This is a genomic window from uncultured Tateyamaria sp. (genome assembly GCF_947503045.1).
Lineage (GTDB): Bacteria > Pseudomonadota > Alphaproteobacteria > Rhodobacterales > Rhodobacteraceae > Tateyamaria.
Genome location: NZ_CANNCF010000005.1, coordinates 140,681 through 160,780, shown reverse-complemented (window position 1 = coordinate 160,780; position 20,100 = coordinate 140,681). Strand labels below are relative to the sequence as shown.

General features: G+C 61.2%; 20 protein-coding genes. 14 read left to right on the top strand and 6 right to left on the bottom strand.

Going from position 1 to position 20,100, the window contains the following annotated elements; translation table 11 throughout:
- Nucleotides 1-66 precede the first annotated feature (66 nt).
- The 3 genes from Q1A89_RS19500 to Q1A89_RS19490 are packed head-to-tail and all read right to left on the bottom strand — an operon-like array spanning nucleotide 67 to nucleotide 2,326.
- The gene (locus tag Q1A89_RS19500) at nucleotides 67-1,410 is read right to left on the bottom strand and encodes an MATE family efflux transporter (RefSeq protein WP_299732438.1); all 1,344 of its coding nucleotides are present in this window, start codon (nucleotides 1,408-1,410) and stop codon (nucleotides 67-69) included.
- Nucleotides 1,407-1,907 carry a PaaI family thioesterase gene (locus Q1A89_RS19495; protein WP_299732436.1) on the bottom strand — a complete coding sequence of 167 codons (501 nt, stop codon included), beginning with the start codon at nucleotides 1,905-1,907 and terminating at the stop codon, nucleotides 1,407-1,409. Before Q1A89_RS19495 ends, Q1A89_RS19500 begins: the two co-directional genes overlap by 4 nt.
- On the bottom strand, nucleotides 1,904-2,326 hold the full coding sequence (locus tag Q1A89_RS19490) for a PaaI family thioesterase (RefSeq protein WP_299732835.1): 423 nt from the start codon (nucleotides 2,324-2,326) through the stop codon (nucleotides 1,904-1,906). Before Q1A89_RS19490 ends, Q1A89_RS19495 begins: the two co-directional genes overlap by 4 nt.
- Nucleotides 2,327-2,445: 119 nt before the next feature.
- Between Q1A89_RS19490 and Q1A89_RS19485 the strand changes: the two genes are divergently transcribed.
- From Q1A89_RS19485 to Q1A89_RS19435, 11 genes are all read left to right on the top strand, one after another.
- On the top strand, nucleotides 2,446-2,820 hold the full coding sequence (locus Q1A89_RS19485; RefSeq protein WP_299732433.1) for a MerR family DNA-binding transcriptional regulator: 375 nt from the start codon (nucleotides 2,446-2,448) through the stop codon (nucleotides 2,818-2,820).
- A 111-nt stretch (nucleotides 2,821-2,931) separates the two neighbouring features.
- Nucleotides 2,932-3,681, top strand: coding sequence for a hypothetical protein (locus Q1A89_RS19480; RefSeq protein WP_299732430.1), 750 nt, complete (start codon nucleotides 2,932-2,934; stop codon nucleotides 3,679-3,681).
- 201 nt (nucleotides 3,682-3,882) lie between these two features.
- The gene (locus Q1A89_RS19475) at nucleotides 3,883-4,284 is read left to right on the top strand and encodes a MerR family DNA-binding transcriptional regulator (RefSeq protein WP_299732427.1); all 402 of its coding nucleotides are present in this window, start codon (nucleotides 3,883-3,885) and stop codon (nucleotides 4,282-4,284) included.
- Nucleotides 4,285-4,387: 103 nt separating this feature from the next.
- Nucleotides 4,388-6,169 carry an acyl-CoA dehydrogenase C-terminal domain-containing protein gene (locus Q1A89_RS19470; protein WP_299732424.1) on the top strand — a complete coding sequence of 594 codons (1,782 nt, stop codon included), beginning with the start codon at nucleotides 4,388-4,390 and terminating at the stop codon, nucleotides 6,167-6,169.
- A gap of 47 nt (nucleotides 6,170-6,216) precedes the next feature.
- Complete coding sequence (locus Q1A89_RS19465; RefSeq protein WP_299732421.1) at nucleotides 6,217-6,426, top strand: hypothetical protein; 210 nt, start codon at nucleotides 6,217-6,219, stop codon at nucleotides 6,424-6,426.
- 1 nt (nucleotide 6,427) lies between these two features.
- On the top strand, nucleotides 6,428-6,640 hold the full coding sequence (locus tag Q1A89_RS19460) for a hypothetical protein (RefSeq protein WP_299201830.1): 213 nt from the start codon (nucleotides 6,428-6,430) through the stop codon (nucleotides 6,638-6,640).
- A gap of 25 nt (nucleotides 6,641-6,665) precedes the next feature.
- Complete coding sequence (locus Q1A89_RS19455; RefSeq protein ID WP_299732418.1) at nucleotides 6,666-7,823, top strand: acyl-CoA dehydrogenase family protein; 1,158 nt, start codon at nucleotides 6,666-6,668, stop codon at nucleotides 7,821-7,823.
- Nucleotides 7,824-8,134: 311 nt separating this feature from the next.
- Nucleotides 8,135-8,767: a glutathione S-transferase gene (locus Q1A89_RS19450; RefSeq protein ID WP_299732415.1), complete on the top strand. Its 633-nt coding sequence runs from the start codon at nucleotides 8,135-8,137 to the stop codon at nucleotides 8,765-8,767.
- Between the two features lie 103 nt (nucleotides 8,768-8,870).
- Nucleotides 8,871-10,082 carry an acetyl-CoA C-acetyltransferase gene (locus Q1A89_RS19445; RefSeq protein ID WP_299732412.1) on the top strand — a complete coding sequence of 404 codons (1,212 nt, stop codon included), beginning with the start codon at nucleotides 8,871-8,873 and terminating at the stop codon, nucleotides 10,080-10,082.
- Nucleotides 10,082-11,065, top strand: a complete 984-nt coding sequence (locus Q1A89_RS19440; protein ID WP_299732409.1) for a hypothetical protein — start codon at nucleotides 10,082-10,084, stop codon at nucleotides 11,063-11,065. The genes Q1A89_RS19445 and Q1A89_RS19440 overlap by 1 nt, the downstream gene beginning before the upstream one ends.
- Nucleotides 11,047-13,245, top strand: coding sequence for a 3-hydroxyacyl-CoA dehydrogenase NAD-binding domain-containing protein (locus Q1A89_RS19435; RefSeq protein WP_299732406.1), 2,199 nt, complete (start codon nucleotides 11,047-11,049; stop codon nucleotides 13,243-13,245). Before Q1A89_RS19440 ends, Q1A89_RS19435 begins: the two co-directional genes overlap by 19 nt.
- A 117-nt stretch (nucleotides 13,246-13,362) precedes the next feature.
- Here Q1A89_RS19435 and Q1A89_RS19430 read toward each other — a convergent pair whose 3' ends face one another.
- Nucleotides 13,363-13,995 carry a Hint domain-containing protein gene (locus Q1A89_RS19430; RefSeq protein ID WP_299732403.1) on the bottom strand — a complete coding sequence of 211 codons (633 nt, stop codon included), beginning with the start codon at nucleotides 13,993-13,995 and terminating at the stop codon, nucleotides 13,363-13,365.
- Nucleotides 13,996-14,200: 205 nt separating this feature from the next.
- The gene (locus tag Q1A89_RS19425) at nucleotides 14,201-14,842 is read right to left on the bottom strand and encodes a sulfotransferase family 2 domain-containing protein (protein WP_299732400.1); all 642 of its coding nucleotides are present in this window, start codon (nucleotides 14,840-14,842) and stop codon (nucleotides 14,201-14,203) included.
- Nucleotides 14,843-14,997: 155 nt separating this feature from the next.
- Between Q1A89_RS19425 and Q1A89_RS19420 the strand changes: the two genes are divergently transcribed.
- From Q1A89_RS19420 to Q1A89_RS19410, 3 genes are all read left to right on the top strand, one after another.
- Nucleotides 14,998-16,626 (top strand): AMP-binding protein, encoded by a 1,629-nt coding sequence (locus tag Q1A89_RS19420; RefSeq protein ID WP_299732398.1) that lies wholly within the window; start codon nucleotides 14,998-15,000, stop codon nucleotides 16,624-16,626.
- 281 nt (nucleotides 16,627-16,907) lie between these two features.
- On the top strand, nucleotides 16,908-17,384 hold the full coding sequence (locus Q1A89_RS19415) for a hypothetical protein (protein ID WP_299732396.1): 477 nt from the start codon (nucleotides 16,908-16,910) through the stop codon (nucleotides 17,382-17,384).
- 9 nt (nucleotides 17,385-17,393) lie between these two features.
- Nucleotides 17,394-18,050: a hypothetical protein gene (locus Q1A89_RS19410; protein ID WP_299732394.1), complete on the top strand. Its 657-nt coding sequence runs from the start codon at nucleotides 17,394-17,396 to the stop codon at nucleotides 18,048-18,050.
- 76 nt (nucleotides 18,051-18,126) lie between these two features.
- On the opposite strand, the gene Q1A89_RS19405 is transcribed toward Q1A89_RS19410, so the two are convergent.
- Nucleotides 18,127-20,016: an AMP-binding protein gene (locus tag Q1A89_RS19405; RefSeq protein WP_299732392.1), complete on the bottom strand. Its 1,890-nt coding sequence runs from the start codon at nucleotides 20,014-20,016 to the stop codon at nucleotides 18,127-18,129.
- Nucleotides 20,017-20,100: the final 84 nt, after the last annotated feature.

The following is a 20,100-nucleotide window of genomic DNA, read 5'->3' as shown; positions in this document are numbered from 1 at the left end:
TCCAACTTCACTCGGCCAGATAAACTCCGGGGGTCTGGGGGCTGGCCCCCGGTCAGGAAAATACCTTCAATTTTCCTGCCCCGCCCCACGTTCAAGCGCGGGGTAGCGCGCGCCCAAAGTCAATCCGCGCGCCACAAAGGAAATCAGCAACGCCGCCCACAGCCCATGGTTGCCCATCACCGGCAGCATCACCAGAATCGCAATCCAATAGATGGCGAACGAGACCGCCATCATGTTGCGCATATCCCGCCCACGCGCGGCACCGATGAAAATGCCATCCAGCATCCAGGCGGCACAGCCCAGCAACGGGGCCACAACCATCCACCACAGATAGGCACGTGCCTCGATCTGCACATCCACGTCCTTGGCCATCAGATCGATCAACCACGGCCCGGCGAACAAAAACGCCGCCGCCGTCACCACACAAACCACCAGCCCCCAAAGGCTCGTCAGCAGCGCCGAGCGGCGCACGCGGCCCGGATCGCCCCGCCCATAGGCGCGCGCGATCAGCGTCTCGGCGGCAAAGGCAAAGCCATCCATCGCGTAAGCCGTGATATACATGAACTGGATCAGCACCTCATTGGCCGCCAGCGTCACATCGCCAAACCGCGCGCCGATAAAGACAAAGCTGGAAAAGATGATCATCAGCATGGCCGAGCGCAGCAGGATGTCGGTGTTGAGCAGCGCCATGCGGATCAACTTGGCCCGCTCCAGCACACGACTCCAGTCGCGCCAGGCCGGACGGACAAAGGCCGCACGGCAAAACCACAGCCCCAGTCCCGCGCCCAGCAATTCCGCGATGACCGTAGACAGCGCAACCCCGGCTACACCCCAGCCAAACCCGAGAACAAAAAGAAAGCTGAGCGCGATATTGACCCCGTTCATGCCGAGCTGAATCCAGAACACGGCACCCGTGCGTTCCATCGCAACCAGCCAGCCGGTCAGCGCATAGACCGCAATGGCCGCAGGCGCGGTCCAGATGCGGATATGCAGGTAAGTGCGGGCAAGGCTTTCGACCTCGGCACTGGCGGGAGAGAGCTGGAACGCCGCCCAGAACAGCGGCACCTGTAACAGGATCAGACCCAGGCCCCCAATCGCCGCCACCATCAGCGCGCGGGTCAGCCAGGCCGACACTTCGTCGTCATCACCAGCCCCGGCGGCCTGCCCGACCAGCCCCACCGTGCCCATGCGCAAAAAGCCGAAAATCCAGTAGACCGTTGTGAGGATAATCGCGCCCATTGCCACGGCCCCGATGGGTGCGGCCTCGCCCATCTGACCCACGACACCCACGTCCACGGCCCCGAGGATGGGCACCGTGGCATTGGACAACACGATGGGCAGCGCGATCTTCAACACCCTGCGATGGGTCAGCGGTGCGGGTGGCACCGATGGGGACACGGCTGTGCTCACCGGCGCTGCGGCATCACGAAATGACCGGTGGCTTGGGCAAACAGCCGGTCACGATTGTCCTGCCAGCCCTCGACATGAACGGACGCATAGCGCCGCCCGGACCGGTTGATCCGCGCGCGCGCATAGGCATCACGCGGCAGGCCGGACCGCAGGTAGTCAATGGAAAAATCCACCGTCTTGGGCAGGCGTGGCAGCGGCGGCCCGCCGGGCAAATCGAAATCCAGCGCACCGCTTTCGATATCCTCCCACAGGTAGGACCAACTGAGCGTGATCACCGCCGTAACCTCGAGAAATGCGGCCGTCACACCGCCATGCAGGGCGGGCAGCATCGGGTTGCCGATCAACTTGTCGGCAAAGGGCAGAACGGCCGTCAGCTCGTCGCCGCGCCGGTCGATGCGCACGCCGAGATACTGGATGTAGGGCACCCCTTCGACCAGTGCACGTAAGGCTGCATCGCGACGTTGTTTGACCACCTGAACCGGCTCGGGACGTTTCATCGCGTGCCCTCCACGGTAAAGGCGCCGGTGGCGGTGGCCACCGGGTTTTCCGTATCCTCATCCGTGGCCGTGGCACGCACAAACGCGACCGAGCGGGTGACGTGATAGCACACCGCGCGGGCCGTGATGGCCTGCCCTGGCGTGGCCGCGCGCATGTAGTCGATGCGCAAATCCAGCGTTGCCGTGCCACCTTTTGTCTCCGGATGGCACATCACCGCCGCCCCGCAACAGGTGTCCATCAGCGCCGACACCGCCCCGCCACTGATCACCCCGGTCTCGGGATCACCGATCAGGCGCTCATCATAGGGCATCGACATCACCGCCTCACCATCCTCCATCTGCGCCATTTCCATCCCCAGATCGCGGGAATGGGGCAGTGCCTCGAAAAACTGGCGGGCGGCGTTGAGAATGTCGGACATTGGGCTCACGTCTTGCTGAACTGTCATCACGTTATGGGCAAGCGTCCGGATCAGGGCAAGGCGGCTGTTGCCCTCGGCCCGGTCCCGCCTTAGGATTCAACCCAAGGAGTGAGACACGCATGGCCGACGACCGCCTGAGCTTTAAGCAGATGTGCGCCGAGTTCGAAGTGACGCCGCGCACGTTGCGCTATTACGAATATATCGAACTGCTCAAGCCCGACCGCGAGGGTCGATCCCGTTTCTATGGCCCGCGCGAACGGGCGCGGATGAAGCTGATCCTGCGCGGGCGCAAGTTCGGCTTTCAACTTGAAGACATCCGCCAATGGCTGCTGATCTATGAAAACGAGGGCAACGAGGCGCAAATGCGCGCATGGGTGGACCTCGCCGACGGGCAACTGGCCGAACTCGAGGAACAGCGCAAGCAACTGGCCAACGCCACGGCCGAGCTGAAGGACCTGCGCGACAGCGTCGCCAACGAACTTGCCTCCAAATAGGGCAAAGGCGGCCCCGGGCGTGACCTGAACACGCGCCATATCCGCCCATCGATTTGACCTGTGCCAACGACGTCCTAAACCATATCGGGCACGGGTAAGGGTAAAGACGTCATGACAAAAACGGCAAGAACGGTTCTGATCCTTGGTAGCGCGCCCAACGTGCTTGCCGCCCGCGACCTGCCCAAATCCCTGTTTTCCTCGATCGTGGCGATCAACAACGCCTGGAACGTGCGCGAGGACTGGGATTATCACATCTCGCCAGACGATTTCCCCGACATCCGCAAGCCAGACCGCCTGCGCGCGGGCCAGTCCCTGATCGGGGCCAATGACTATGTGCCGGCAAACAATGCCTATGGCGGCATCGTCTATGCCGGGGCAACGATGGCCTTCACCGCGGGCTACTGGGTGCTGGCCGCGTTGCGCCCGTCGGCCATGGTCTTTGTGGGCTGCGACATGGTCTATTCGGGCACCGGCAATCCGCATTTTTACGGCAAGGGTACGGCTGATCCGCTGCGCAACGACATCACCCTGCGCAACCTCGAAGCCAAATCCGCCCGCCTGATGCTGCACGCTTCGCAACAAGGGTGCGCCTGCGTGCGCGCACCCGGCGGAGAAAGCCGGCTGGTCTTTCCCCCGATGGCGCTTGAGGACCTCGGTCAGATCGACATGCCCCGCATCCGCGCCAATCCCACCGCCTTCAACCGCGCGCAAAGCTATGAGGACAGCCTTGGCTATTTCGTCGAATCCGGTCGGTATTGGGATGCGGCGCCGAATTATTCGACAGATCATCTGGACGCGATTGACCAATTGTGGATCAACGCCGGGGACAGCGCCGACGCGCAAATGCAGCCCTCGGCCTGAGACGCGCCGCTCAATCGCGGTGACCGATACCTCTCCCAAATCAGGCCCGTTTTCGGTCGCAAACAGCAGTTGACGCGGCTCACATCTACGTCACCTGCAGAAGTGACGTAACGTATGACTTACGTCAACGTCACTGTTTGGTTGAATCGAATCTGAGGCTGGCCCATGTCATGGCCGTAACACGACATGCGAGCGAGTGAGATGACCGAGAAAACCATGACCATCCGTGAAATGTGTGACGCCTTTGATGTCACGCCGCGGACTCTGCGATTTTACGAAGCCAAGGAACTGCTGTTTCCCATCCGCGAAGGGCAAAAACGCCTGTTCACCAAACGTGACCGCGCCCGGCTCAAACTGATCCTGCGCGGCAAGCGTTTTGGTTTCAGCCTCGAGGAAATCCGCCAGTTGCTCGACCTTTATGACATGGGCGACCAGCAACAGACCCAGCTGGCGCGCACCTACGAGATCGCAAGCGACCGCCTCGCCGACATAGTCGCCCAGCGCGATGAGCTGAACGAAGCAATCGAGGATCTGCAGGACCAGTTGAAATGGGGTGAGAAGATGCTTGCCTCGATGAACTCGACAAAGAACGCCGCTGAATAGTGCGGCCACGCATTCCACAAAATTCGCCGCAGAACAGTGCGGCGATGAATTCGACAAAGAACCGCCGCTGAATAAGCACAGCAACACGACAGGGAGAGACACCATGCCCAGCTACACCCCCCCCACCAAAGACATGCAATTCATCCTGCACGATGTGCTGAACGTCACAGGCAGCGATATTCCGGGCTATGATGAGCTTGAGGCCGACTTTACCTCTGCCATCCTCGAAGAAGCAGGCAAGCTGACATCCGGAGTCCTCGCCCCGCTGAACGTGGTGGGTGACACCGAAGGCTGCCGCCTCGAAAACGGGATCGTCTACACGCCCACCGGCTTCAAAGAGGCGTTCGAGCAGGTCAAGGAAGGCGGCTGGCCCGGCCTCGACATGCCCGAAGAATTTGGTGGGCAGAATATGCCTTACGTGATCGGGACCGCCGTGGGCGAGATGTTCTCGTCCGCCAACATGGCCTTTACCATGTATCAGGGCCTGACCCACGGTGCGGCCTCGGCCATCCTCGCACATGGGTCACAAGAGCAGAAGGAAACCTACCTGCCCAAGATGGTGTCCTGTGAGTGGACCGGCACCATGAACCTGACCGAACCCCATTGCGGCACCGATCTGGGCCTGATGCGCACCAAGGCCGAACCCCAGGGCGACGGCAGCTACAAGATCACCGGCCAGAAGATTTTCATCTCCGCCGGTGAGCACGACATGGCCGACAACATCATCCATCTCGTGCTGGCCAAGATCGTGGGCGGCCCCGAGGGGATCAAAGGTGTATCTCTGTTTATCGTCCCCAAATTCCTTGTGAACGAAGATGGCAGCCTTGGCGCCCGCAACGGCGTGGCCGTGGGCAACATCGAAGAAAAAATGGGCATTCACGGCAACTCGACCTGCGTGATGAACTATGACGGTGCCACCGGCCACCTGATCGGGGAAGAGCACAAGGGCATGCGCGCCATGTTCACCATGATGAACGAAGCGCGCATCGGTGTGGGCATGCAAGGCCTGTCCCAGGCCGAAGTCGCCTATCAGAACGCGCTGGACTACGCCAAGGATCGCCTGCAAGGGCGCGACGTGACGGGCACCAAGAACCCGGACGGTCCCGCCGATCCGCTGATCGTGCACCCAGACATCCGCCGCTCGCTGATGGACCAGAAGAGCTTTGCCGAGGGCGCGCGTGCCTTTGTTCTGTGGAGTGCCACGATGATCGACGCCGCCCATCGCGGCAAGGACGCGGATGCGGACGGGATCGTGTCGCTGCTGACACCCATCATCAAAGGGTTCCTGACCGATCAGGGCTATGACATGACCATCAAGGCCCAGCAGGTCTATGGCGGGCATGGCTACATCGAGGAATGGGGCATGTCGCAATACACTCGCGACGCCCGGATCGCGATGATCTACGAAGGGGCCAACGGCGTTCAGGCGCTCGACCTCGTGGGGCGCAAGCTGGCACAGGATGGCGGCAAGCACGTGATGGCATTCTTTGATCTCGTCAAATCCTTTATCAAGGACAGCGCAGGTCAGGACGAAGCGTTCGACAAGGAGTTCCTTGAGCCCCTGAAAGCGGCTTCAAAGGATCTGCAGGCGGCGGGGATGTATTTCATGCAGAACGGCATGACCAATCCCAACAATGCGCTGTCGGGGTCCTATGACTTCATGCACATGTTCGGACATGTCTGCATCGGCCTGATGTGGGCACAGATGGGCAAGGCGGCGCGCACAGCACTGGCAAATGGCACCTCCGATCCGGAGTTCTACGAGACCAAACTGGCCACGGGCCGTTACTACATGGCGCGCCAACTGCCCGCCACGGCGCTGCACCTGACCCGCATTCAGTCGGGCGGCGACACAGTTATGGCGCTGGAGGCCGCAAACTTCTAAGCTGGTGAGGCGGGGGACACCCCCGCCTGACGTTTTGAGGGTTCCGTTTGAAGTCTGTCCTTGGTTTTATCAGCACAATCAGCGGTATCGCCTTTATCCTTCTGCTGGTGCGGGCAGGCTATGGCGTGATTGCAAGCGATGTGCAGGCAGGTGGTGGACCACCAGACTTTGACGGATTGGTGAGGCCCTACCTCATCTGGGCCGCCGTCGCCCTCGCCCTCAGCATCGTGACCCACCAGTTTAAGAAGCGGATATGACATGCCCAAACGCTTTCGCCTGACCCGCCGTTTTCCGGTCGCCATGACCGAGGACGGCTACCGACGCCTCAAGCGGTTCGCCGCCGAAGCGGGGTTGGATGAAGGCGAAGCGCTGTCCTTTCTGTTCGAAAATTTCGACAGTGTCATGAATGAGGAAAATCTGACGGCACGTTTGCGTCTATTCAATTCAGAACTTGAGGCCCGCAAACGCTGAACATCTTCTTCTGGGGAGGAGAGATATGAAAGACCTGGATCACAGCCCGACGGGCTGGATGAGCGATGAGCACGCAATGATCGCCGACATGACGGCGCAGTTCATCTCCAACGAATGGGCACCACAGTTCGAGCGCTGGCGCAAGCAGGGCGAAATGGACCGCTCCACCTGGGCGCAGGCGGGCGAATTGGGCCTGCTCTGCCCCTCTATCCCCGAGGCATATGGCGGGGCGGGCGGCGATTTCGGCCACGAGGCTGCGATCCTGATCGAAGCGGCGCGTGGCAATCTGGCCTCTTGGGGTCACGGCATTCATTCGGGTATCGTCGCGCACTACATCCTCGCCTATGGGACCGAAGATCAAAAAGCCCGCTGGCTGCCCAAGATGGTGTCGGGCGATCTGGTTGGCGCCTTGGCGATGACCGAACCCTCGACAGGATCAGACGTGCAGGCGATCAAGACCCGCGCGATCCGCGAGGGCAATGCCTACAAGCTCACCGGTTCCAAGACCTTTATCACCAACGGGCAGCACGCCAACCTGATCATCGTGGCGGCCAAGACAGACCCGAGCCTTGGCTCCAAGGGCGTCTCGCTGGTGGTGGTCGAAACCGAAGGGGCCGCCGGGTTCGAACGCGGCCGCAACCTCGACAAGATCGGCATGCACGCATCCGATACGTCCGAGTTGTTCTTCGACAATGTTGAGATTGCACCAGAGAACATTCTTGGCGGGGCCGATGGTCAGGGCTTTTATCAACTCATGCAGCAACTGCCACAGGAACGCATGATCATCGCCTGTTCGGCTGTGGGTGCGATGGAAGGGGCGGTGGAACGCACCATCGCCTATTGCAAGGAGCGTGAGGCCTTTGGCGGGCCGATCATGCAGTTCCAGAACACCCGCTTCAAACTGGCCGAGGCCAAGACCAAGACCATGGTAAGCCGTGCCTTCTTTGATGAATGCATGGCCGAACATCTGCGCGGCGAACTGACGGTCGACAAGGCCGCGATGTGCAAATACTGGACCACGGACACCCAAGCCTGGGTGCTGGATGAATGCCTGCAACTGCACGGCGGTTACGGGTTCACACAGGATTACGACATCGGCGGGATGTGGACGGATGCGCGCGTACAGCGGATCTACGGCGGTACAAACGAGATTATGAAAGAGCTGATTGCGAGGGCGTTTTGATGGCCCAACCTTCGCGGCCTGTGGCGCACCGACCCTCCGGGGGGAGTTTTCCTTGCCAAGTGAAGCACAAGGCCGCGATCCACCCCACACTCCGGCCCGACCGCTTGGCGGAACGCAGGCAAGAGCGCGGGGCTTCACTCGGCAACTTGCTCAACTCTCCAGTCTGCAAGCTGTCCCTGTCTTCCCATGGACATGGTGAAGAAAACGTAAATGCGCTTCACTTGGCGAGATAAACTCCACGGGGGGTCCGGGGGGTGTGAAACCCACCGGTCCTGCCCTCTCAGATATTCCGACCCGAAAGGCCCGACGACATGACTCTCAAACTGCATTGCTTTGGCGAAAGCGGAAATTCCTACAAGGCCGCGCTCGCGTTGGAGCTGTCCGGCCTCGATTGGGAGGCGGTCTATGTCGACTTTTTCTCAGGGGCCACCCGGACCGAGTCCTACCGCGCGCTCAACCAGATGGGCGAAGCGCCCCTGTTGATTGATGGGGACAAAAGGATCTGCCAATCCGGTGTCATCCAGCAATATATCACCGACAAGACCGGCAAACACGGCGGCGTCGGTGAGGACGCCTATGAAGTGTTGCGCTGGGTCTTGTGGGACAACCACAAGCTGTCGTCCATGGCCGGTGTCACCCGTTTCCTGATGAATTTTCTGCCCGAGGAAAAGCGCCCGCAAGAGGTGATCACCTTTTATCAAGGGCGGCTCAAAGGCGCCTATGCCGTGCTTGATGCGCATCTGGACGGGCGGGACTGGATCGTCGGTGACGCGCCGACCAATGCGGATTTCAGTTGCTGCGGATATCTCTATTATCCCGAACCCTTTGGATTTGTGCGCGCTGATTGGCCCAATATCGATCGCTGGCTGACCAACCTGCAAAACCTGCCGGGCTGGAAAGGCCCCTATGACCTCATGCCCGGCTCGCCCGCTGACCGGGCGTAATTGAAAGTTTACGTGAAACGCCGCAACGTCACCCTTGATTAGACCAACCGGTCCAGCCCACCTAAGACAAGAACACGATGCCTCTGGCAAAAGGACGAACACCATGACCGAAGCCTATATTTATGACGCGATCCGCACACCGCGCGGCAAGGGCCGCAAGGATGGCAGCCTGCACGAAGTGACCTCGCTACGTCTGTCTGCGCAGACCCTCAACGCCCTCAAGGACCGCAACGGCTTTGACGGCCACGCCGTCGAAGACGTGATCTGGGGCAATGTCACACAAGTCATGGAACAGGGCGGTTGTCTGGCCCGTTCCGCGGTGCTGGCCTCTGATCTGGACCAGAAAATCCCCGGCCTTGCCATCAACCGCTTTTGCGCCTCGGGCATGGAGGCCGTGAACCTCGCCGCCAACCAGGTGCGCGGTGGCGCGGGTGATGCCTATATCGCCGGCGGCGTCGAGATGATGGGCCGCGTGGCGATGGGCAGCGACGGGGCCGCGATTGCAGCCGACCCCAGCATCGCCATGGACACCTATTTTGTCCCCCAAGGCATCAGCGCCGACATCATTGCGACCGAATACGGCTTTACCCGCGATGACGCGGACCAGCTGGCCGTCGCCAGCCAGCAGCGCGCCAAGGCCGCCTGGGACGATGGCCGCTTTGCCAAGTCGGTGATCGAGATCAAGGACGTCAACGGCCTGACCATTCTGGACCATGACGAATACATGCGCCCGCAGACCGACATGCAAAGCCTTGGCAGCCTGAACCCGGCCTTTCAGGCCATGGGTGAGGTCATGCCCGGTTTCGACAAGGTCGCGCTGATGAAATACCCCCACCTTGAGCGGATCAACCACATCCACCATGCCGGAAACTCCTCCGGTATCGTGGACGGCGCCGCCGCCGTGCTGATCGGGAACAAGGAATTCGGCGAGAAATGGGGCCTCAAACCCCGCGCCCGCATCCGTGCCACCGCCAAGATCGGCACCGATCCGACCATCATGCTGACAGGCCCTGTGCCTGTGACCGAAAAGATCCTCAAGGACAACGGCATGGACATTTCGGACATCGACCTGTTCGAGGTGAACGAGGCCTTTGCCTCCGTCGTGCTGCGCTTCATGCAGGCTTTTGAGGTCGATCATGACAAGGTCAATGTGAATGGCGGTTCGATTGCCATGGGCCACCCGCTGGGGGCAACTGGGGCGATGATCATCGGCACCTTGCTGGATGAGCTTGAGCGCGCGGACAAGGAAGTGGGGCTTGCCACATTGTGCATCGCCTCTGGCATGGGAGCCGCCACAATCATCGAGAGAGTGTAATGGTCAACCGGGCCGGACATCAGGTTCAGCACGCCGAGGCCATGCTGGTGATGCAGGACGTGCTGGACATCCAGTCCCGCGCCCTGCTCACCTGCGATGTCGCGTCGATGCGCTCAACGCTGAACCTGCCCTATCGACGGATGACCATGGATATGGACGTGATCATGGAAACCGAGGCCGATCTGGCCCTCGGGATGGAAGCGTTCTCCGGCTCTCTGGTCAGTCTTGGGGTCAACCATTTCATCCGGCTGGCCACGGACGCGGAATTCCTCAACGACGACGTGATTGAGGGGCACTATGTGACCCATGCCCTGCGCAATGCCATGCAGATGGTGCCCAGCTATCACAACCGCATCGTGCTGCAGAATTTTGACGGCACGTGGCGCACCATCGAGGTGGAAAGCAAGCTGGAGGCCAAACGCTGGCCCATCAGCCTGCTGCGGGTTGCGGATACCGGAACCTTGCGCAAGCCGAAATCAGAGCATGACGCACGACGCTCATCGGACAAGCCCTTGCCCGTCTATCAGCGTTTTCTCGACCGTCTGACCAGCGCCACGGTCGAGCGCAACTTTGACGCCTATATCGCGCTGTGCGATTTGCCCTACACCTCGCATGGCAACCACGTGGACACGCTGTTGTCCTCGCCGGATGATGTGCGTCCATTCTTTGACCTCACCGTCGAGCTGATCAACGGCGACACTGCGGACGCCTTTGTGCGCAGTGCCGACACCGCCCAGTTTCTCGGATCCGACATGATCTGCGGATATCACCAGAGCCTGTTCCTCAAGGATGGGCAAAAGGCGATCCCGCCGATCAAATCCCGCATGATCCTCAAACACACCGGCATGGGTTGGAAGCTGAAACACGTCACCAACGCCATCGCCAACCCGACATACCCCTATGGCGCGCCAGAGCCGACAGATGCCCTGCCGACGCACCGCGAAATTCAGGAAAGGACCAAATCATGGCCGACTTCACACTGACAAAAGACGCCGAGGGCGTTGCCACCATCACATGGGACGTTGCTGACAAATCCATGAACGTGATGTCGTTCGAGGGGCTCGAAACCCTGAACGACCACATCGACGACGTCCTAGCCGACGACACGGTCAAGGGCGTGGTCATCACCTCCGGCAAGGACACGTTTGCGGGCGGTATGGATTTGAACCTGCTGGCCAAGATGAAGGAAGACGCAGGCGACGACCCGGCCAAGGGTCTGTTCGAAGGCACGATGAAAATGCACGGGCTGCTGCGCAAGATCGAACGCGCAGGCATGGACCCCAAGACCAACAAGGGTGGCAAGCCGATTGCCGCTGCCCTGCCCGGCACCGCCGCCGGCATCGGGCTGGAGCTGCCATTGGCCACGCACCGCATTTTCCTGGCCAACAACCCCAAGGCCAAGGTCGGCCTGCCCGAAATCATGGTCGGCATCTTTCCGGGTGCGGGCGGCACCACCCGGCTGGTGCGCAAGCTGGGGGCCATGGGCGCCTCGTCCTTCCTGCTGGAAGGCAAGATGGTCAGCCCCGACAAGGCCAAGGGCACTTTGGTCGACGAAGTGGTCGATGATCCGGTCGCCGCAGCCCGCGAATGGGTGCTGAAGGCCACAGATGCCGATATCCTGAAACCCTGGGACGCCAAGGGCTACAAGATGCCCGGTGGTGCCCCCTATCACCCTGCAGGTTTCATGACTTTCGTGGGTGCCGCCGCGATGGTCAACGGCAAGACCCAAGGCGTCTATCCGGCGGCCAAGGCGTTGTTGAGCGCTGTCTATGAAGGCGCGCTAGTGCCCTTTGACACCGCCCTCAAGATCGAGGCGCGCTGGTTCACCAATATCCTGCTCAACCCCTCGTCGGGCGCGATGATCCGCTCGCTGTTCCTGAACAAGGAAGCGCTGGAAAAAGGCGCTGTGCGCCCGGCGCGAGTACCGGACCAGCGGGTCAAGAAACTGGGCGTACTGGGTGCAGGCCTGATGGGCGCCGGTATCGCGCTGGTCTCGGCCCAAGCGGGCATCGAGGTCGTCCTGATCGACCGCGATCAGAACGCGGCGGACAAGGGCAAGGCCTACACCGCCAAATATGTCGAAGGCGGTATCAAGCGCGGCAAGACCACGCAGGAAAAGGGCGATGCTTTGCTCGCCCGCATCACCGCCACGCCTGATCTGGACGCGCTCAAGGGCTGCGATCTGATCATCGAGGCCGTGTTCGAGGACCCCAAGGTCAAAGCCGAGATCACCCAAAAGGTCGAAGCGATCATTCCTGACGACTGTATCTTTGCCTCAAACACGTCGACCCTGCCGATCTCGGAACTGGCAAAGGCATCAAAGAACCAGGATCAGTTCATCGGCATTCACTTCTTCTCGCCGGTCGAGAAGATGCTGCTGGTGGAAATCATCAAGGGCGCCAACACCGGCGACCGGGCCGTGGCCAAGGCGCTCGACTACGTGCGCCAGATCCGCAAGACGCCCATCGTTGTGAACGATGCGCGGTTCTTCTACGCCAACCGCTGCATCATTCCATACGTGAACGAAGGCGCGCGGATGGTCACCGAGGGCGTTGAGCCTGCGCTGATCGAGAACGCTGCCAAGCTGGTCGGCATGCCGCTGGGTCCGCTGCAACTGACAGACGAGACGGCCATCGATCTGGGCGCCAAGATCGCGCGCGCCACCATGGCCGCGATGGGTGATGCCTATCCTGCCAGCGGCGCGGACGATCTGATCTTTTGGCTTGAGGCCGAAGGGCGTCTGGGGCGCAAGGCCAATGCGGGCTTTTACGCGTATGACGAAAAGGGCAAGCGCGTTGGTCTGTGGGATGGTCTGAACGAGAAATACCCTCTGGCCGACGATCAGCCCGAAGTGGTCGAAGTGCAGCATCGCCTGCTGTTCAGCCAGGTCCTTGAAGCCGTGCGCGCGCTGGAAGAAGGCGTGCTGATGGACATCCGCGAAGGTGATGTGGGCGCGATCCTCGGTTGGGGCTTTGCCCCTTGGTCGGGCGGGCCGCTGTCATGGCTTGATATCATCGGCGCGCCTTATGCCGCCGAGCGGTGCGACCAGTTGGAAGCCAAGTATGGCGAACGGTTCAAATGCCCTGCCCTGCTGCGTGAAATGGCCGAGAAAAACCAATCCTTCTACGGAAGGTTCGGACCCAAAGACGCCGCAGCCGCGTAACACCGCGACGGATTTGAAAAAACAAAAAGAGGCCCCGCAGTGCGGGGCCCTTTTTTTCGTGCGCTCGGTTCAACCCTTATGCGGTGCGCGCCTCCAGGTCACGCGCCGCAGGGGCTGTCAGGCCGCCATACCGTTGGCGTCCTCGAGCATCATGCACTCGACCAGAAACCGGGCTTCTTTGACCGGGATGACGTCATAGACGTCGTTTTTCAGGCCGAAATCGGACAGGCGCACCTCGGCGGGGGGACAATGCACAAGGGCGCCGCCTTGGGTGTAGATCACCTGTGCGCCTTCAAAGACGAGCGTGATCACTTCGATTTGTGCAGCACAGATTGAGCGGGCAATCCCGCGATACCCGACCAGCGCCTTGGCTGGCACGATGGCAAACGGATCGCCATGGGCGTCACAGGCCGCTTCGCTTTCGATCAGCACCCCCTGATCGGGCAGCAATTCGAGGTCCTGCGAGTTCCCCAAAGCCCCCGCAGGCACCATCACCGACGCATAGGATGCAGGCGCCATCATGTCCGCCACCCGGAACATCTCGCGGCGCACCTCGATCACCGGACGCAGACCGTTGTCGAATGTCAGGATCAGATCACCTGCCGCGATCGCCTCGACCGGGCGCCAGCCCATCGCCGTGGCCACATGCCCACCGGCCAGCAACCCGCGCGTTTTCAGCGCAGCCCCGTCGCTGGCCGCCGAGGTATCCGCCATGTAGCGTGGCGCGGTTTTCGTAGCCCATCCAAACATCTCATCCATCCCCATGGTGACAGCGCCTTGGTTTGCGCCGGTTGCGTTCGATGACTTCAGTTGGGGTGATTCCCGGGGCAATCCCGCGCCGCGATTCAGGCAGAAATCGGGCACTGTCGCCCAGTGCCGCGCCAATTCCGGGGAATTGTCCAAAACTGTCCCTGCTTTCGCGACAATGTATCGCCAAATTCAATTTGGGCGGGTTTCAGTCAAAGCCGTAGCCGAATCTTTCGATGTCCACGGCGCAGGCCTCGGCCACCGCCGCGCGAGCGGCATCCGTGTAGTAGGTCCGGTAATCTTCGCCACGTTCCGAGACGTTTGTCCGTGGCAGGTCCAAGCTGAAACCCAGATGATCCCAAAGCGGTGCGGCGTCGGTCTCGAAATCTTCGAGCCGGATATAGAGGTCGCAGCGTTCCACTCCGCGCGCGTCTGTCATGTAATGCTGCGCCGGGGCGGCACGCATCGTGGCGCGGGTCTGGGGCGCGCAGGCGAAGTCGGTGAAGTCCATCTGCGCGGCCAGTTGCACCGCCGGGTGATCAAAGCGCTGATCCCTGAGCCAATGGTAGTAGCTGACCATCCGGTCCCACGGGTTGCGCACGAGAGTAAAGGCAAAGAACCCGTCAAGGCTGGGCACAAGCCCGTCGATATCGGCCAGTGTCGAGTGTTTCCACAAGCGTCCCTGCGTCTGCGCATCCTTGACCCGGTGGCGGCGTTTGAGCGCCTTGGGCGTGTCGCCCAGCATGATGTCATCCTTCATCGCCCGCCCCTCAAGCGCGAGCGCCATGGCGGTGCCCCCGGTCTTGGGGGCATGGATAAAGACGTAATTGCGGCCCGGGCTGAGGATCATGCGCCCAGCCTAGTGATGCAGGCCCGGACGTCCATGTGGGATTTGCATATTTTACGGAACAATGAAGACAGGCTCGCCTTGATTTTCAATCCTTGCACCTCTTTGCAAAAGGTCACACCATCGGATCGCGAAAAGTGTTGCGGGGGAGAGGCATCATGGGTTGGATGGCGGATGAAACCGGTCTGGACAAGACACCGGCGAATTATGTGGCGCTGACGCCCTTGTCGCATCTGCGCCGCGCAGCCCATGTGTTTGCGCAACGCACGGCGGTGATCTACGGCGCGCATCGCGTTTCTTACGCACAGTATCATGATCGCTGCACCCGCTTGGCGTCGGCCCTTGCTGCCCGTGGCGTCGCGCCCGGTGATGTGGTTGCCACCCTGATCCCCAACCTGCCTGCACAGGCGGAGGCGCATTTCGGCGTGCCGGCTTGCGGTGCGGTGCTCAACACGATCAACACCCGTCTGGATGTGGATACAGTTGCCTATATCTTTGATCATGGCGGGGCCAAGGTCGTGCTGGTCGATCCGCAATTCCTTGATCTGGCCGAAGCGGCCCTGTCTGCAATGGAGGGCCCCAAGCCCGAGTTGATCGAAGTGGCCGATGACGCGGCGGGATGGCCTGCCTCGGGGCGGCACGCGGTTTATGAGGAGGTGCTGGCCGCCGCCGATCCCGAATTTGATTGGGTCATGCCTGAGGATGAGTGGGAGAGCCTTGCCCTCAACTATACCTCTGGCACAACCGGGCGCCCCAAGGGCGTCGTTTATCACCATCGCGGCGCCTACATGATGACGATGGGAACCGTGATTTCGTGGCGGATGCAACTCAACCCCGTCTTCATGGCCATCGTACCCCTGTTCCATTGCAATGGCTGGAACCACACGTGGATGATGCCCCTGCTGGGCGGCACGCTGGTGTGCTGCCGCGACATCGCGGCGGGGCCCATCTATGACGCCATCGCCGACGAAGGGGTCACCCATTTTGGTGGCGCACCCATCGTACTGAACATGCTGGTCAATGCCGATGCGGGTGACCGTCGCCCGTTCGATCACGTGGTCGAGGTGTTCACTGCCGGCGCCCCCCCGGCCCCGGCCACGCTGGGCAAGATCGAGGCCCTCGGCTTTAACGTCACGCAGGTCTATGGGCTGACTGAAACCTATGGCCATGTCACCGAATGCATCTGGCGCGGCGAGGACTGGAATGGACTGGAACAGGGCGACAAGGCTGCGATCAAGGCGCGTCAGGGCGTGGCCATGCCGATGATGGAGCATATCACCGTCATGGACGCGGACATGGCCCAGGTGCCCATGGACGGCACCGCGCAGGGCGAGATCATGATCCGGGGCAATTCGGTGATGAAGGGGTATTACAAGAACCCGGCCGCCACGGCCGAGGCGTTCGAGGGGGGCTATTTCCATTCCGGCGACATCGCGCTGCAACACGAAGATGGCTATATCCAGATCGCCGACCGGGCCAAGGACATCATCATCTCGGGCGGCGAAAACATTTCGAGCGTCGAGGTCGAAGGGGTGCTGATGGGTCATCCGGATGTCAACCTGGCTGCTGTCGTGGCAAAACCGGACGAGAAATGGGGCGAGGTGCCGTGCGCCTTTGTCGAGTTGAAAAGTGGCACAGCCCCGAGCGAGGCTGATCTGATCGCCTTCAGCCGCCAGACGTTGGCCGGGTTCAAGGCCCCCAAGAAAGTGGTATTTCAGGAATTGCCCAAGACCTCGACCGGCAAGATCCAGAAGTTCGAGCTGCGCAAGCTGGCCGCCGAAATCTAGGAATGGTCTGCTGTCGCCGAGCTCGCAATTTCGATAGTGTTCTCCTTTCGCCGTTCCAAGCCCATATTGCCGCATTTCTGTGCCGCGGGGCAGGCCCGGTTTTCGGAAAATCGTAAACCGTCGCCATGAATAATGGACAGGAATGGGCCGGTTCAGATAGGCAGGACACATTGGACCCGCGCGCTGTCGCGACATTTTGCGGTGCGGGGGCTGTTTTGTGATTTTTCTTGAGTGCCACGCCATTTGATACATAGTTCAGTCTTTGACGAACGGAGCCGTTCATGCCGCAGTTTCTACAGATCGCCGCGATTGCCGTTGCCACTTTTGGAACTGGGGCGGCAACCCTGTCGGTCATGAAAAACGACATACCGGACCTCGCCGTGCCGGAGGGGGATTGGGCTGCAACGGGTGCGTTGGATGGGATGACGTTCCAGATCCATGGTGAGGATCCGTCCAGTGGCGCGGTACTGGAGGATAACATCCTCTTTCGCGATGGCACCTTCCTGTCGGTCGATTGCGAAGACTACTGCAACTTTGACTGGTCAGATTATCAAACCAAGGAGGTCGACGGCGTGATCCACTTTACGACCAGTGCAATCTGTCCCGATGCCCCTCATACGATTGTGTGGTACGGCACGATCACAGGTGACAGGGTCGCGAGTGATGTGACCTGGACGACACGGCGCTGGTACTGGACCAATCAAATCGCGGTCCGGATTGTTGGTAAGGCAGTCACGTCCGACGCAGTATCCGGCTGAGCAGGTCGCATGACATCCGAAGGGCCGAATTGGCCCGGCCTTATCCTGAAATTCGCTTTGTTGGTTGGCTTTATCGCGCTTGCCACGTGGGGCGCTCATTTCATCCGGGACACGCTGGACCTTCAGATCCGGCCGAGCAACGAGCAACAGGTCCACAAGGCCATCATGATCGGTGCGGTGGCTTATGTCGTGCTGCTTGCCATACCCTTCGTGCCGGGGGCAGAGATCGGCATGGTGCTGCTTGCCGGATTTGGCGCAGCGATTGCGCCCCTCATTTATGTCTGCACGGTCGCCGCGATGATGCTGGCCTTTACGGTCGGGCGCTTCCTGCCCATCGGTGCGCTGGAGCGCCTGTTGCACGCGTTGCGAATTCGGCGTGGCGCTGCAATGGTGGCCCGCGCCGCGCCGTTGTCGCAAGACGAGCGCGTGGCGATGCTGATGGAAGGGCAGTCAAAGCGCGTTCTTCGCCTGGCCTTGCGGTATCGCTATGTCGCGTTGGCGGTCGCCGTGAATATGCCGGGCAACTCGATCATTGGCGGCGGTGGCGGCATCATGATGATTGCGGGTCTGACCGGAATATTTTCACCATTTTCGACATTCCTCACCGTCATTCTGGCCGTATCGCCGGTGCCATTGGCCGTCATTTTTCTGGGCGTTCAACTCTAGGCTTTGCGCCGTCGCCAGCCAGGATCGGTTGCCGAATAAATGCCTGGCCGGTGCAGCCGCCCTGAGCCCGCGACACTCACTCCTTGGCATAGCCGATGGTCTGCAACGCGTCCTTGATCTCGTCCAGAATGGCCGGATCGTCGATGGTCGCTGGCAGCTTGAATGGCTGGTTTTCCGCGATCTTGACCACCGTGGCGCGCAATATCTTGCCCGAGCGGGTCTTGGGCAGGCGATCCACGATCAGCGCCTGTTTGAAGGCCGCCACCGGCCCGATCTGGTCGCGCACCCGTTTTACGCATTCGGCGGTGATCTCGTCATGAGGGCGGTTCACGCCCTTGGTCAGGCACAACAGGCCCAGCGGCGCCTGCCCCTTGAGCGGGTCCGAGACGCCCACGACGGCGCATTCGGCCACATCCGGGTGCCCCGCCAGCACTTCTTCCATCGCACCGGTGGACAGACGGTGACCTGCGACGTTGATCACGTCATCGGTGCGCGCCATGATGTAAAGATAGCCGTCCTCGTCCATCATGCCCGCATCGCCCGTTTCGTAGTAGCCGGGGAAGGTGTTGAGGTAGGATGACTTGAACCGTCCTTCGGCGTTCCAGAGGGTCGGCAGGGTGCCGGGCGGCAGTGGCAGCTTGATCGCGATGGCCCCGAGCGTGCCGGGTTTCACCGGATGGCCCGCCTCGTCCAGAATCTGGACGTCATAGCCGGGCATCGCCACGGTGGGCGAGCCGATCTTGACCGGCAGCGCCTCAAGCCCTGCGGGGTTGCCTGCGATGGTGTAGCCCGTTTCGGTCTGCCACCAGTGGTCATAGACGGGCACGCCAAGCAGGTCTTGCGCCCATTCGATCGTGTCAGGATCTGCCCGCTCGCCCGCGAGGTAAAGCGCGCGCAGGCCCGAGAGGTCGTATTTGGCCCGCTCCAGCCCCTTGGGGTCCTCGCGCTTGACCGCGCGGATGGCGGTGGGGGCCGTGAAAAAGGATTTCACGTCGTGTTCCGCGATCACCCGCCAAAAGGTACCCGCATCAGGCGTGCCAATTGGCTTGCCCTCGAACACCACCGTTGTGTTGCCGTGGATCAGGGGCGCGTAGCAAATATAGGAATGGCCCACGACCCAGCCAACATCCGAGGCGGCCCAAAAGACCTCTCCCGGTTCGACCTGATAAATGTTTTTCATCGTCCAGTTCAGCGCCACCAGATGGCCGCCCGTGGGACGCACGACGCCCTTGGGCGCGCCGGTGGTGCCGGAGGTGTAGAGAATATAAGCCGGGTGATTGCCGGGCACCGGGACACATGGGGCTGCATCAACGCCCACTTGCGCGTCATGCCAGTCCACATCGCGTGCGCCCATCTCGCAAGGGCCCTGTGCGCGCTGCAGGATCACACAGAACTCGGGGCTGTGGTCGGCCAGATCGATGGCACCGTCCAGCAGCGGCTTATAGGCGACAACGCGCCCCGGCTCGATCCCGCAAGAGGCTGCGATGATCGCCTTGGGGGCGCAATCGTCGATCCGCACCGCCAACTCGTTCGCAGCAAAGCCGCCAAAGACCACCGAATGGACCGCGCCCAACCGCGCGCAGGCCAGCATGGCCACAAGGGCCTCAGGCACCATGGGCATGTAGATGATGACCCGGTCGCCCGTGGTCACACCCTTGGCCGCGAGAGCCCCGGCCAGTGCTGCCACCTGTGTCTGCAATTCGGCGTAGGTCGTCTTGGACCCCGTGCCAGTGATCGGGCTGTCAAAGATGATGGCGACCTGATCGCCGCGCCCGGCTTCGACATGGCGGTCGACCGCGTTCCAGCAGGTATTCACCTCGCCATCGGCAAACCATTCATAGATGTGATCGCCGCGATCAAACAGTGCTTTGGACGGCGGCGTGGACCAGTCAATGGCCTGGGCGGCCTGCATCCACCACGCCTCCGGGTTCGCTTTCCAACTGTCATATTCCGCGCGATAGCCCATCGTTTTCCTCCCCCGACGTCCTTCGCAACAGGGTTACGCGGCACAAGCAGACAGAGGCAAGGGCTGTGAGCGCCAACGGGGCTG

What these genes read in the sequence shown, in the direction of transcription:
- Q1A89_RS19440 (WP_299732409.1), top strand. Translation starts at nt 10,082, where the DNA reads ATGGTCAACCGGGCCGGACATCAGGTTCAGCACGCCGAGGCCATGCTG.
- Q1A89_RS19495 (WP_299732436.1), bottom strand. Translation starts at nt 1,907, where the DNA reads ATGAAACGTCCCGAGCCGGTTCAGGTGGTCAAACAACGTCGCGATGCA.
- Q1A89_RS19480 (WP_299732430.1), top strand. Translation starts at nt 2,932, where the DNA reads ATGACAAAAACGGCAAGAACGGTTCTGATCCTTGGTAGCGCGCCCAAC.
- Q1A89_RS19485 (WP_299732433.1), top strand. Translation starts at nt 2,446, where the DNA reads ATGGCCGACGACCGCCTGAGCTTTAAGCAGATGTGCGCCGAGTTCGAA.
- Q1A89_RS19415 (WP_299732396.1), top strand. Translation starts at nt 16,908, where the DNA reads ATGCCGCAGTTTCTACAGATCGCCGCGATTGCCGTTGCCACTTTTGGA.
- Q1A89_RS19475 (WP_299732427.1), top strand. Translation starts at nt 3,883, where the DNA reads ATGACCGAGAAAACCATGACCATCCGTGAAATGTGTGACGCCTTTGAT.
- Q1A89_RS19445 (WP_299732412.1), top strand. Translation starts at nt 8,871, where the DNA reads ATGACCGAAGCCTATATTTATGACGCGATCCGCACACCGCGCGGCAAG.
- Q1A89_RS19435 (WP_299732406.1), top strand. Translation starts at nt 11,047, where the DNA reads ATGGCCGACTTCACACTGACAAAAGACGCCGAGGGCGTTGCCACCATC.
- Q1A89_RS19425 (WP_299732400.1), bottom strand. Translation starts at nt 14,842, where the DNA reads ATGATCCTCAGCCCGGGCCGCAATTACGTCTTTATCCATGCCCCCAAG.
- Q1A89_RS19420 (WP_299732398.1), top strand. Translation starts at nt 14,998, where the DNA reads ATGGGTTGGATGGCGGATGAAACCGGTCTGGACAAGACACCGGCGAAT.
- Q1A89_RS19455 (WP_299732418.1), top strand. Translation starts at nt 6,666, where the DNA reads ATGAAAGACCTGGATCACAGCCCGACGGGCTGGATGAGCGATGAGCAC.
- Q1A89_RS19470 (WP_299732424.1), top strand. Translation starts at nt 4,388, where the DNA reads ATGCCCAGCTACACCCCCCCCACCAAAGACATGCAATTCATCCTGCAC.
- Q1A89_RS19450 (WP_299732415.1), top strand. Translation starts at nt 8,135, where the DNA reads ATGACTCTCAAACTGCATTGCTTTGGCGAAAGCGGAAATTCCTACAAG.
- Q1A89_RS19410 (WP_299732394.1), top strand. Translation starts at nt 17,394, where the DNA reads ATGACATCCGAAGGGCCGAATTGGCCCGGCCTTATCCTGAAATTCGCT.
- Q1A89_RS19460 (WP_299201830.1), top strand. Translation starts at nt 6,428, where the DNA reads ATGCCCAAACGCTTTCGCCTGACCCGCCGTTTTCCGGTCGCCATGACC.
- Q1A89_RS19405 (WP_299732392.1), bottom strand. Translation starts at nt 20,016, where the DNA reads ATGGGCTATCGCGCGGAATATGACAGTTGGAAAGCGAACCCGGAGGCG.
- Q1A89_RS19490 (WP_299732835.1), bottom strand. Translation starts at nt 2,326, where the DNA reads ATGTCCGACATTCTCAACGCCGCCCGCCAGTTTTTCGAGGCACTGCCC.
- Q1A89_RS19430 (WP_299732403.1), bottom strand. Translation starts at nt 13,995, where the DNA reads ATGTTTGGATGGGCTACGAAAACCGCGCCACGCTACATGGCGGATACC.